General features: G+C 69.9%; 11 protein-coding genes and 1 riboswitch. Of the genes, 9 read left to right on the top strand and 2 right to left on the bottom strand.

The annotated features are described in order from the left end of the window. Positions 1-76: 76 nt before the first annotated feature. Entirely contained in the window at positions 77-1,201 is a 1,125-nt protein-coding gene (gene gcvT / locus AB0L89_RS08340; RefSeq protein ID WP_365136288.1) for a glycine cleavage system aminomethyltransferase GcvT, read from the bottom strand. Between the two features lie 151 nt (positions 1,202-1,352). Beyond that, positions 1,353-1,461, bottom strand: a riboswitch (glycine riboswitch). Between the two features lie 149 nt (positions 1,462-1,610). On the opposite strand from gcvT, the gene AB0L89_RS08335 reads away from it, so the two are divergent. The 9 genes from AB0L89_RS08335 (at position 1,611) to AB0L89_RS08295 (ending at position 12,445) form a co-directional block, all read left to right on the top strand. Beyond that, entirely contained in the window at positions 1,611-2,300 is a 690-nt protein-coding gene (locus AB0L89_RS08335) for an AAA family ATPase (protein WP_365137189.1), read from the top strand. Positions 2,301-2,394: 94 nt separating this feature from the next. Beyond that, on the top strand, positions 2,395-3,174 hold the full coding sequence (locus AB0L89_RS08330) for an enhanced serine sensitivity protein SseB (RefSeq protein WP_365136285.1): 780 nt from the start codon (positions 2,395-2,397) through the stop codon (positions 3,172-3,174). Between the two features lie 195 nt (positions 3,175-3,369). Further along, the gene (locus AB0L89_RS08325) at positions 3,370-4,143 is read left to right on the top strand and encodes an enhanced serine sensitivity protein SseB C-terminal domain-containing protein (protein WP_365136282.1); all 774 of its coding nucleotides are present in this window, start codon (positions 3,370-3,372) and stop codon (positions 4,141-4,143) included. 390 nt (positions 4,144-4,533) lie between these two features. Beyond that, positions 4,534-5,538: an ABC transporter permease gene (locus tag AB0L89_RS08320; RefSeq protein ID WP_365136279.1), complete on the top strand. Its 1,005-nt coding sequence runs from the start codon at positions 4,534-4,536 to the stop codon at positions 5,536-5,538. 99 nt (positions 5,539-5,637) lie between these two features. Further along, complete coding sequence (locus AB0L89_RS08315) at positions 5,638-7,392, top strand: ABC transporter substrate-binding protein (protein WP_365136276.1); 1,755 nt, start codon at positions 5,638-5,640, stop codon at positions 7,390-7,392. Positions 7,393-7,524: 132 nt separating this feature from the next. Further along, positions 7,525-8,526: an ABC transporter permease gene (locus AB0L89_RS08310; protein ID WP_365136273.1), complete on the top strand. Its 1,002-nt coding sequence runs from the start codon at positions 7,525-7,527 to the stop codon at positions 8,524-8,526. Continuing rightward, positions 8,523-9,620, top strand: coding sequence for an ABC transporter ATP-binding protein (locus tag AB0L89_RS08305; RefSeq protein WP_365136270.1), 1,098 nt, complete (start codon positions 8,523-8,525; stop codon positions 9,618-9,620). Before AB0L89_RS08310 ends, AB0L89_RS08305 begins: the two co-directional genes overlap by 4 nt. A 23-nt stretch (positions 9,621-9,643) precedes the next feature. After that, on the top strand, positions 9,644-10,930 hold the full coding sequence (locus AB0L89_RS08300) for a dipeptide ABC transporter ATP-binding protein (RefSeq protein ID WP_365137186.1): 1,287 nt from the start codon (positions 9,644-9,646) through the stop codon (positions 10,928-10,930). Between the two features lie 123 nt (positions 10,931-11,053). Beyond that, a complete protein-coding gene (locus AB0L89_RS08295) occupies positions 11,054-12,445 on the top strand; it encodes a M1 family metallopeptidase (RefSeq protein ID WP_365136267.1) in 1,392 nt (463 codons plus the stop codon). Here the strand turns inward: AB0L89_RS08295 and AB0L89_RS08290 are convergent. After that, positions 12,417-12,641 (bottom strand): hypothetical protein, encoded by a 225-nt coding sequence (locus tag AB0L89_RS08290; protein WP_365136263.1) that lies wholly within the window; start codon positions 12,639-12,641, stop codon positions 12,417-12,419. The two genes, AB0L89_RS08295 and AB0L89_RS08290, sit on opposite strands and share 29 nt — an antisense overlap. Positions 12,642-12,700: the final 59 nt, after the last annotated feature.

The following is a 12,700-nucleotide window of genomic DNA, read 5'->3' as shown; positions in this document are numbered from 1 at the left end:
GTGCTGCGGAACGAGAAAGATGTGCGTGGGGTCACTTCCGGGACGCCCGGGACGGACCGCCTCGGAAGCGACGCCGTCACTTCTGGCGCTTGTAGAACGGCAGCGCCACGACCTCGTACGGCTCGTGGGTGCCGCGGATGTCCACGCCGACGCCCTCGGTGCCGGGGGCCGCGTGCGCCGCGTCGACGTACGCGATCGCGATCGGCTTGCCGAGGGTCGGCGAGGGGGCGCCGGAGGTGACCTCGCCGATCACCTTGCCGTCCGCGACCACCGGGAAGCCCGCGCGCGGGACGCGGCGGCCTGAAGCGATCAGGCCGACCAGCTTGCGCGGGGGAGCGGTCTCGGCGCGCTCGGCGGCGGCCGCGAGCGCCTCGCGCCCCACGAAGTCCTCCGAGTGCGACGTCTTCTCGAACTTCACGACCCGCCCGAGACCGGCGTCGAACGGCGTCAGCTCGGCGGTCAGCTCGTGCCCGTACAGCGGCATGCCCGCCTCCAGGCGCAGCGTGTCGCGGCAGGAGAGCCCGGCGGGCACCAGGCCGACCGGCGCACCGGCCGCCAGGAGCGCGTTCCACAGCTTCTCCGCGTCACCGGGGGAGACGAACAGCTCGAAGCCGTCCTCGCCGGTGTAGCCCGTGCGGGCGATGAGGGCGGGCACGCCCGCGACGGTGCCGGGCAGGCCCGCGTAGTACTTCAGGCCGTCCAGGTCGGCGTCGGTCAGCGACTTCAGGATGCCGGGGGACTCCGGACCCTGCACGGCCAGCAGCGCGTACGCGTCGCGGTCGTCGCGGACCTCGGCGTCGAAGCCCTCGACGCGGGCGCTCAGCTCGTCCAGGACGGTCTGCGCGTTGGAGGCGTTGGCGACGACCATGTACTCGGTCTCGCCCAGGCGGTAGACGATCAGGTCGTCCAGGATGCCGCCGTCCGCGGCGACGATCATGGTGTAGCGGGCGCGGCCGAGGCCGACGGAGCCGATGTTGCCGACCAGCGCGTGGTTCAGGAAGTCCGCGGCCGCCGGGCCGGTGACGGCGATCTCGCCCATGTGGGACAGGTCGAAGAGACCGGCCTTGGTGCGCACGGCGTTGTGCTCGTCGCGCTCGCTGGCGTAGCGCAGCGGCATGTCCCAGCCCGCGAAGTCGGTCATGGTCGCGCCGAGCGATCGATGCACGGCATCGAGGGCGGTCAGTCGGGGGGCAGTGCTCATGAAGGGAACTCCCAGGGCATGACGGGCGAGGTCGATCCTCCCCATCTGTCATCGGAACCTGAGAGGTTCGCCGGCGGCGACCCGAAGCGTCGGGGCATCCGGCTTGCACCTTGGGTGGGACCGCCGGGGGCGGTCCGCTTTTCAGATGTGCCTCGCCCGCGCGGTACGGGGCCTGAGAGATTCAAGGGAGGAACTTGCTCCTTCGGCGCCCCGGGCTGACGGCACATGTGCCGGCTCGGGGACTCTCCCGCGCGGATTCAAACGGCCGGTATGGAGTTGGCGCGCACATCATTGCACGCGACTCTGTCCAGGGGGACCCGCGCCCGGTCACGGATCCGACGACCCCGGAATGCTCTTGTGCCGCATTACCTTCTCTTTACACTTGCTGGGGAGGCAGTACGTGACCGCTATGGGGAGGCCGATCACGGTGCACACCAGGACCAGTGTCCATGCCACGACCACGGGGGTGGCGCTGCCGGGACAGGCCGCCGTCCCCGCCGAGGAGAGCTGTGGCCCGCTTCCCGCGGCCGTCGTCCGGGACCTGCGCGGGCGGGGCGGCCACAGCCCGCACCGCCTGACCTTCGCCCCGGGCGACCTCGTGGTCGTCTCCGGGCTGCCCGGCGGCGGGAAGTCGACGCTGATGCGCCAGGCCGTCACGGGCCCGCGCGTCGACTCCCAGGACACCCGCGACCGCTGGACCGACCGCATGCCCCGCCGGCTGCCCTACGCGGTCTACCGCCCCCTGGTCCGCCTCGCGCACTACGCAGGGCTGCGCAGCCTCCTGCGCTCCGGCGAGAGCGTCGTGGTGCACGACTGCGGCACCCAGGCGTGGGTGCGCCGCTGGCTCGCCCGCGAGGCCGCGCGGCGCGGCGCGACCCTGCACCTGCTGCTGCTCGACGTCCCGCCGGACACGGCGTTGCGGGGCCAGCGCGAGCGCGGCCGCGGCGTCTCCCGGTACGCCTTCGCCCGCCACCGCAGAACGGTCGGGCGGCTGGTCGCCGCCACCGAGCGCGGCGACCTGCCGCGCGGCTGCGGCTCGGTGCTGCTCCTGGACCGTACGGCGGCGCGGGTGCTGCGGGGCATCGGCTTCGACCGGTAGCGCGGCCCCGGCAGGCCTTCGGTGCGCGGTCCCGCGCCGCCCGGCGTTAGGGTTCGAGCCGCAGGCAGAGCGGTCGCGATCAGGGGTTGGACAGATGGACTTTCCGGCGCAGGCACACGCCCATCCGTACGGCGGTTGGCCGGGCAACGAACTAGAGGAGGTCCTCGCGGCCTCCCTCGGCGGCCCCGAGTCGGCGGGCGCCCGGATCGTGGAGGTCCTCGGCCGCAGCCAGCTGTGGATCCCGCTGCCGAACGGCGGCGGCCCCGACAGCGGGACCCTCGACCTGCCGACCCTGGAGATCGAGGGGCAGGCCTACGTGCCCGTCTTCAGCTCCGAGCAGCAGTTCCGCCAGGCGCTCGGCGAGGCGGCGGACCGCATGGGGTGCACCGTGGCGCCCGCCGTCGAGTTCGCCCGCGGCCTGCCCCCGCAGCTGGGCATCGCGCTGAACCCGGACGGCACCGTCGGCGTCCCGCTGCCGCCCGCCGCCGTCGCCGAGCTCTGCCGGTCCGGCCGCTCCGAACTCGACGGGCCCGCCACCGGCGGGCGCGTACGCCTGTTCGAGCCGGACTGGCAGGAGGACCCGGTCGACCTGCTGGCCGCCGCCGGGCGCGAGTTCGAGGCCACGGGCGTCGTGCTCACCGCGCGCCGGTGCCTGGCGAGCGTCGAGACCGACGACCCGACCCTCTTCATCGGCGTCGAGCTGTCCACCTGGGACGGCAACGCCCGCGACCTGCCCATGGAGGCCCTCGGCCGCGCCCTCGGCCAGGTCCCCGCCCCGTGGCCGGTGAACCTCGTGCTGCTCGACGTGGCGCAGGACCCGGTGGGCGACTGGCTGCGCGCGCGGGTGCGGCCGTTCTACCTGCGCGGGGCCTGAGGGGCGCCTGTCGCGCGGCCGGGGGAGGCTTCCGGCGGGACCCCGGGGGGACACGGCCCGTGGGGCCTGAGGCGCCGTACGTCAAGTCCGTGCCAGGATCGCCGCTTAAGCTGGTTCCATGACCGGGCCGGGCGCATGCCGTGCCGGGCGGCCGGGTTCTCGGGTTCTGGGGTCGAAGCGAAGGGGCGGTTACGGGTGAGTGCGTCGGGCACGGCCGCGGCCGGGCGGATCGAGCAGCTGCTGCGCCAGGTGACGCCGGGGCGTTACGACGCGTACGAGGCACTGCTGCGCGCGCTCGCCGCCGACCAGGTGTGGATGCTGCTCTGGCACGGCCGGGCCGGATCCCCCGACGCCCAGTACGGGAACATGGAGATCGACGGCCTCGGTTACGCCCCCTGCGTGACCTCCGCGCAGGAGCTCTCCGCCAGCGGCTGGAACCGCAGCCACGAGGTCGTGCGCGGCGTCGACGTCGCCCGCACCCTCTACCCCGACCACTACGGCCTCTGGCTCAACCCGCACGCGCCGGGCGGCGGCGTCGGCATCCCCTGGCTGGACCTGCGGCGCATCGCCATGGGCCTGGACATGCTGCCCGCGGGACCGCTCAGGCTCTCCGAGCCGAGCATCGAAATCCCCCAGTTCTATGCCATGTTGGCGCAGAACGCGCACCGCACGCCCGCGGTCCGCTCGCTGCGCAGGGCCTGGGTGCAGCCCGCGCTCGGGGCGCCCTACCTGGCCATCGGCCTCGATGTGTACGACACCTCGCCGCCGTCGGTGGACGCGGTGCGCGCGATGATGCAGCAGTCCATCGCAGCCGTCCCGGACGGGCTGCCCGTCTCGACCGTCGCCATGTCCGACGACTACGACCCGGTAGCGATGTGGCTGCGCGCCAACGCCCGGCCGTTCTACGACCGCGAGGCCCAGGCGGCCCCCGCCCCCGCCGGCGGCTACGGCTACCCCGCGCAGTACTGACCACATACTGGCCGTGACCGACGGATCGGTTACGGCCACCTTGCGCCGCGCTGGCCGGAAGTGACCGACACCGTCGCTCCGCACGGTGCTGAGCAGCGCCGACGGACGTGATGTCCGTTGTGATGCGGGTGGGGCCCTATGGGCGCCCGTGACTCCTTGCGCCCCAACTGCCCCGTGTTCGCCCCTCGTTCACACGCGTCCGGATAACGGAACACCCCGATCAGCATCACGGTTGCGCATCCTTTCCCCGTCAAGGCTGGTAACAGATCGCGACGTGGATGAAGACTCCCGCTCCAAGGGGCCTTCGCCCCTGTGTACGACGGACTGATCACGTCGCTACAGCGGCAAGTGCGGGCCGGTCACCACCGGTTGAGAGGGGTCCCTGCCACGATGACGGCACCATTGCATGACACACCTGCGGATGTGGACCCGACCGAGGACGTCGCTCCCGCAGTTGATGCAGGGGTGAAGAAGGTCGAGGGTCGGTCCCTCAAGCAGATCGCCTGGAACCGCCTGAAGCGCGACAAGGTCGCCCTCTTCGGCGGCTTCACGGTGCTGTTCCTGGTCCTTGTCGCGATCTTCGCCCCCCTGATCGTGAGCCTGCTGGGCCATCCGCCCAACGACTTCCACCAGGACGAGCTGGACGAGCTGACCAACCTGCCCAAGGGCGCGTTCGGCGGCATGAGCAGCGACTTCCTCTTCGGGGTCGAGCCCAACAAGGGCCGCGACGTCTTCAGCCGCATCGTCTACGGCGCGCGGATCTCGCTCCTCGTGGCCTTCCTCGCGGCCATCGTCGCCGTCGCGCTCGGCACCCTCTTCGGGATCATCGCCGGCTACTTCGGCGGCTGGGTCGACGCCCTGATCAGCCGCGTGATGGACGTGCTGCTCTCCTTCCCGCAGCTGCTCTTCATCATCTCCCTGGTCTCCGTGCTCCCCGACGACCTGCTGGGCCTGACCGGCAGCAGCGTGCGCGTCGCGATCCTGGTGATGGTCATCGGCTTCTTCGGCTGGCCCTACGTCGGCCGCATCGTCAGAGGCCAGACGCTCTCGCTGCGCGAGCGGGAGTACGTGGAGGCGGCCCGCAGCCTCGGCGGCGGCCGGCGCCACATCCTCTTCCGTGAACTGCTGCCCAACCTGGTCGCCCCGATCACCGTCTACGCGACGCTGATGATCCCGACCAACATCCTCACGGAAGCGGCCCTGAGCTTCCTCGGCGCCGGTGTGAAGCCGCCGACGGCGTCCTGGGGCGGCATGCTGCGCGACGCGCTCGAGACGTACGAGCACGACCCGATGTTCATGGTCTTCCCGGGCGTGACGATCTTCATCACCGTCCTGGCCTTCAACCTGTTCGGCGACGGGCTGCGTGACGCGCTCGACCCGAAGGGGACGCGCTAGTCCCCAACCGGCTTGCCCCTGCCGCATGTCAGGTGGCTCTACCCATGGTTCTCCGGCAGCTCAAGGCCAGGGACCGCGAATCTCGGAGGTTACGAGAAAATGCCCACAGTTTCCTCGAAACGACGGCTCACCGCGGGTGCGGCCCTCGTCGTCGCGGCGCTGGTGACCACCACGGCGTGCGGCGGCGGTGACGGTGATGGCGGCGACTCGAAGGGTGCCGGCTACAACGCGGCGCTCGACAAGGTCGCCAACCCGTCCAAGAAGAAGGGGGGGACGCTCAAGATGGTCGGCAAGCAGGACCTCGACTCGGCCGACCCCCAGCGTGCCTACTACGGCATGTCGTGGGACTTCATGCGCTTCTACACGCGCCAGCTGATCTCCTACAGCCCCGAGCCCGGCAAGAAGGGCACCAAGCTGGTGCCCGACCTCGCCACCTCCACGGCGAAGATCTCGGACGACGGCAAGACCTACACGTACCAGCTGCGCGACGGTCTCACCTGGGAGGACGGCTCCAAGCTGACCTCCAAGGACGTCAAGTACGGCATCGAGCGCTCCTGGGCGACGGACACCATCACCGGTGGCCCGGGCTACATCCGCCAGGCCCTGGACCCCGACAAGAAGTACAAGGGTCCCTACAAGGACAAGGGCGGCCTGGACGCCATCGAGACGCCCGACGACCAGACCATCGTCTTCAAACTGCCCAAGCGCAACGGTGACTTCGAGCAGTTCCTCGCCATGCCGTCCGGCTCCCCGGTGAAGGAGTCCAAGGACACCAAGGCGAAGTACACCGCGCGGCCGTTCTCCGCGGGCCCGTACAAGTTCGAGACGTACAAGTCCGGCAAGAAGATCGTGCTGGTCCGCAACACCGCCTGGAAGAAGTCCTCGGACCCGATCCGCGCGGCGCTGCCCGACAAGATCGACGTGACGATCTCCGCCAACCTGGAGGAGAACGACAAGAAGCTGATGGAGGGCGACTACGACGTCGACCTCAACGGCACGGGCATGACCCAGTCCGGTCGCGTCACCGCCGTCTCGGACCACAAGGCCAACGTCGACAACATGCACACGTCCTTCGTGCGCTACGTCGCGCTGATCCACACGGCCAAGCCGTTCGACAACGTGCACTGCCGCAAGGCCGTCTTCTACGCCACGGACTTCGCGAGCCTCCAGCAGACCCGCGGTGGCGCGGTCGCGGCCGGTGACATCGCCAACTCCACCTTCCCGGTGGCGATCCCGGGTCACAGCGACTACGACCCGTACGGCGTCCTGAAGCGCAAGGGCAAGCCGGACGTGGCCAAGGCCAAGGACGAGCTCAAGCAGTGCGACAAGCCGAGCGGCTTCAAGGCCAAGCTGACCGCCCGCAACAACAACCCGGGTGAGGTCGACGCCGCCGAGGCGCTCCAGGCCCAGCTCGGCAAGGTCGGCATCGACGTCAGCGTCGAGTCCCTCGACGGCGCCGACTCCGCCAGCATCACCGGTTCGCCGTCCGTCGTGAAGAAGCGCGGCTACAGCATGCAGATGAGCGGCTGGGGCCCGGACTTCCCGTCCGGCCAGGGCTACGCGCAGCCGCTGTTCGACAGCCGCTTCCTGATCGAGAACGGCAACTACAACGAGTCGCAGATCAAGGACAAGAAGATCGACGGTCTCTTCGACAAGGCGATCTCCGAGACCGACGCGACCAAGGCCGGCGAGATCTACAAGGAGCTCGACAAGCGGATCCTCGACCAGGCCGACTGGATGCCCTTCCTGTACGAGAAGAACATCACCTGGCGCGGATCGCGGCTGACCAACGCCTACATGTCCGACGCCTACAACGGCCGGTACGACTACGTCTCGCTCGGCGTCGTCAAGTAACCGACCCCGCCCGACCCGTAGTTGACCGTCCCACCGCCGCCGAATCCCGCCAGTCCGAAGGGCAGGTGATGGCCCCGGGCGGTGGCCGGGACCCCTCACAAGGGGGTGCCGGCCACCGCCGGGCCGCGCACAGTGCTTGCTTATCTCATCCGGCGCCTGATCGCCGTCATCATCATGGTGCTGGTCGTACTGCTCGCGACCTTCACCATCTTCTTCATGCTGCCCAAGTGGGCGGGACAGGACATCGCCGTCCTCTTCGCCGGCAAGGCATCGGGTGCAGAGCAGCTCGAGGGCATCCGCGTCAAGCTGGGACTGGACGACCCGCTGCTCGTCCAGTTCTGGGACTTCATCAAGGGCATCCCGATGGGCCGTGACTACGTCAACGGCTCCGACGTCACCCACTGCCCGGCCCCCTGCTTCGGCTACTCCTTCCGTACCGAGGCGCCGGTCTGGGAGACCCTCAAGGACGCCCTGCCCGTCACCGCCGCGCTCGCCGCTGGCGCCTGTGTGCTGTGGCTCGCCGGCGGTGTCATCACCGGCGTGATCTCCGCCCTGCGCCGGGGCACCATCTGGGACCGCGCCGCGATGACCACCGCGCTCGCCGGTGTCTCGCTGCCCGTCTTCTTCACCGGCATGATCGCGATGGGCATCTTCGTCCACAGCCTCGGCTGGGTGAAGATCGCCGACAGTCTCAGTACCGAGGATCCGATCAACGTCTGGTTCGAGACGCTGATCCTGCCGTGGATCGTCCTGGCGTTCCTCAACGCCGCCATGTACGCCCGGCTCACCCGCGCCACGATGCTGGAGGTCCTCGGCGAGGACTACATCCGCACCGCGCGCGCCAAGGGCCTCGGCGAGTCCGTCGTCATCCGCAGGCACGCGCTGCGCTCCGCGATGACGCCGATCCTCACCGTCTTCGGACTCGACCTCGGCGTCCTGATGGGCGGCGCGGTGCTCACCGAGTCCACGTTCAACCTTCCGGGGCTCGGCCTCGAGGCGGTCAAGGCCATCAGCAGCAAGGACCTGCCCGTCATTCTCGGCGTCACCCTGTGTGCGGCGCTCGCGATCGCCGTCGCCAACCTCGTCGTCGACCTTCTGTACGCCGTCATCGACCCGCGAGTGAGGCTGGGATGACCGAACTGTCCAAGAGCGGGGCCGCGGTGGGCGAGCCCGTCGCCGGGTCCGCCGCTCCCTCCGCCTTCCTCGAGGTGCGCGACCTCAAGGTGCACTTCCCGACCGACGACGGCCTGGTCAAGTCCGTCGACGGCCTCAGCTTCCAGCTGGAGAAGGGCAAGACCCTCGGCATCGTGGGCGAGTCCGGCTCCGGCAAGTCCGTCACCTCGCTGGGCATCCTCGGCCTGCACACCGCGGGGCAGTACGGCGCGCGGCGGGCGAAGATCTCCGGCGAGATCTGGCTCGACGGCAAGGAGCTGCTCGGCGGCGACCCCGACGAGGTCCGCAAGCTGCGCGGCCGCGAGATGGCGATGATCTTCCAGGATCCGCTCTCCGCGCTGCACCCGTACTACTCGATCGGCAAGCAGATCGTCGAGGCGTACCGGGTCCACAACGACGTCGACAAGAAGACCGCCCGCAAGCGCGCGATCGAGATGCTCGACCGGGTCGGGATCCCCCAGCCGGACAAGCGCGTCGACAGCTACCCGCACGAGTTCTCCGGCGGCATGCGCCAGCGCGCGATGATCGCCATGGCGCTGGTCAACAACCCCGAGCTGCTCATCGCGGACGAGCCGACCACCGCCCTCGACGTGACCGTCCAGGCGCAGATCCTCGACCTCATCCGGGACCTGCAGAAGGAGTTCGGCTCCGCCGTCATCATGATCACGCACGACCTGGGCGTGGTCGCCGAGATGGCGGACGAGCTCCTGGTCATGTACGGCGGCCGGTGCGTCGAGCGCGGCACGGCCGAGAAGGTCTTCTACGAGCCCCAGCACCCCTACACCTGGGGCCTGCTGGGCTCGATGCCGCGCATCGACCGCGAGGAGACCGACCGGCTCATCCCGGTCAAGGGCTCCCCGCCCAGCCTGATCAACCTGCCGAGCGGCTGCGCCTTCAACCCGCGCTGCCCCTACGCGGACGTCCCCAAGGACCAGATCACCCGCCGTGAGCGCCCCGAGCTGCGCGAGGTGGCCGCCGGTCACTACTCCGCCTGCCACATGTCGCAGGAGCAGCGCACCCGGATCTGGACCGAAGAGATTGCGCCGAAGCTGTGAACGATGACGTGAAGGGCCAGGAGATGACGATCCCGGCGCAGACGAAGGGCTCACCGGAGCCGCTGCTCAAGGTCGACGGCCTGGTGAAGCACTTCCCCATCAAGAAGGGGCTGCTCCAGCGCCAGGTCGCCGCGGTGCAGGCGGTCGACGGGCTGAGCTTCGACGTGCGCCCCGGGGAGACGCTCGGCGTGGTCGGCGAGTCCGGCTGCGGCAAGTCGACGATGGGCCGGCTGATCACGCGCCTGCTCGAACCGACCGGTGGCCGGGTCGAGTTCGAGGGCACGGACATCACGCACCTGAACACGGCCGGCATGCGTCCGCTGCGCCGCGACGTGCAGATGATCTTCCAGGACCCGTACTCCTCGCTGAACCCGCGCCACACCATCGGCGCGATCGTCAGCGCGCCCTTCAAGCTGCAGGGCGTCAAGCCCGAGGGCGGCCTCAAGAAGACCGTGCAGGAGATGCTGGAGCGCGTCGGGCTCAACCCCGAGCACTACAACCGCTATCCGCACGAGTTCTCCGGCGGTCAGCGCCAGCGCATCGGCATCGCGCGGGCGCTCGCGCTGCGGCCCAAGCTGGTCGTCGCGGACGAGCCGGTCTCGGCCCTCGACGTCTCCATCCAGGCCCAGGTGGTCAACCTCCTGGACGACCTCCAGGAAGAGCTCGGTCTCACGTACGTGATCATCGCGCACGACCTGTCGGTCATCCGGCACGTCTCGGACCGCATCGCGGTGATGTACCTGGGCAAGATCGTGGAGCTGGCTGACCGCAAGGACCTCTACGCCACGCCGATGCACCCGTACACCAAGGCGCTGCTCTCCGCGGTGCCGGTGCCCGACCCCAAGCGGCGCGGCGTCAAGAGCGAGCGCATCCTGCTGCGCGGCGACGTGCCCTCGCCGATCGACCCGCCCACCGGCTGCCGCTTCCACACGCGGTGCTGGAAGGCGACGGAGATCTGCAAGACGAAGGAGCCGCCGCTCATCCCGCTCGCCACCGGGCACCAGGTGGCGTGCCACCACCCGGAGAACGCCGAGGACCAGGCGCCCGAGGACACCAAGCTGCTGTCGGTGGCCAAGGAGGCCATCGAGGTGGTGTCGGTGGCGACCAAGGCGGACGAGACGGCCGCGGCGGAGGAGGCGGAGGCCGCGGAGTCGGAGTCGGTCGAGGTGCCGGAGTCCGCCGAGCCCGCCGAGTCCGCCGAGTCCGCCGACGCGGCCACGGACGCCGAGCCCGCGGTCTCCAAGGACGCCAAGGACTCCAAGGTCTCCAAGGTCTCCAAGGAAAAGGGTCAGAAGTCGACTGAGGCATAAGGCAAGTTGACCCGGACGAAGTACGCGCTCCGGGTCATGTACATGCCCTAGCGGGAGAGTGCAGAGTCTGCGTGTCCGCCCCGGCGGACCCACCCCATCGGAACGCGTTCGAAGGGAAGACTCATGGCACTCTCCCGTTCGGCACGTCTGGCGGCCCTCACCCTCGCGGCCGCCTCGTTCTGTCTGATCGCCGCAGCCCCCGCCCCGGCCCCTGGCTCCGACGGCGTCGGCGACCCCTACTTCCCGAAGCTCGGCAACGGCGGCTTCGACGTACGCCACTACGCCCTCGACCTCGCCTACGACCCGGACACCGACCGGCTCGACGGCCGCACCACGATCACCGCGCGCGCCACCCAGAACCTGTCGTCCTTCGACCTGGACCTGCAGAAGCTGACGGTCACCCGCGTCGAGGTGAACGGCAGACGCGCCGCCTTCACGCGCGACGGCGACGAGCTGCGCATCACCCCGCGCCAGGCCCTGGGCAGGAACAAGACCTTCGAGGTGGGCGTCGAGTACGGCGGCGTGCCCGAACCCCTCGGCGGGCCCATCGTCTTCGGCTCCGAGTACGGCTGGATGAAGACCGAGGACGGCGTCTTCGTCGCCTGTGAGCCCAACGCCGCCTCCACCTGGTTCCCCGCCAGCGACCACCCCTCCGACAAGGCGGCCTTCGACATCCGCGTCACGGCGCCCAAGGGCCTGACCTCGGTCTCCAACGGCCGGCTCGTGGGGACGTACGACAAGGGCGGGCGGACCGAAGCCCACTGGCGCGTGACCAAGCCGATGGCGACGTACCTGGCGACCGCCACGATCGGGAAGTTCGACGTGCGGACCGGGAAGACCCCGGGCGGCACGCCCCTCTACGTCGCGATCGACCCCAAGGTGCCGCGGGGCGACGTCGACGTGTACGCCGTGACGGCCGAGGTCACCGACCACTGGTCGAAGGTCTTCGGCCCCTACCCCTTCGAGGAGACCGGAGCGATCGTCGACGACTTCCCGCAGGCCGGCTACTCCCTGGAGACCCAGACCAAGCCGATCTACTCGGCCGTGCGCTCGGAGAACACGATCGTCCACGAGCTGGCCCACCAGTGGTTCGGCGACTCCGTCACGGTCGACAAGTGGAGCGACATCTGGCTCAACGAGGGCTTCGCGACCTACGCGCCCTGGCTCTGGAACGAGCAGAAGGGCCGCGCCACCGCCCACGACTCCTTCCGCGCCGCGTACGACGCGCGGCCCGCCGACTCCGCGTTCTGGCAGATCGTCGTCGGTGACCCGCAGCGCGACACCATGTTCTCCTCCGCCGTCTACCAGCGCGGCGCGATGACGCTCCAGGTGCTGCGCGAACGGATCGGCGACAAGGACTTCTTCCGGCTCCTGAGGGCCTGGGTCAAGGAGAACCGCTACGGCAACGTGAGCACCGCCGACTTCGTGCGGCTCGCCGAGAAGGTCTCCGGCGAGCAGCTCGACGCGCTCTTCGACACCTGGCTGTTCACGAAGGGGAAGCCGGCGCTTCCGTAGCGCCCTGGGGCGCGGCGGTGATCCGCCAGCCGCCGACCTCGCGGAAGCCGGAGTCGTACACCGCCTCGCCGTCGCCCGGCGCCAGCGCGTAGTGCCGCAGGTTGCCGCCCCAGTAGCGCAGGATCCGGCCCAGCTCGTCGGCCGCGTTCCCCGCGAACGCGTCCTCGCCCATGTCGACCTCCAGCACGAACTTCACGTGGTGCACCCCTTCCGGTGTCGGTGAGAACCCTTCCTTCGACTTTCTCATTGAAGTCC

Origin of the sequence: Streptomyces sp. NPDC052114, from assembly GCF_040680155.1 — a bacterium.
Taxonomy (GTDB): Bacteria; Actinomycetota; Actinomycetes; order Streptomycetales; family Streptomycetaceae; genus Streptomyces.
This window is presented reverse-complemented; position numbering and strand designations above follow the sequence as displayed.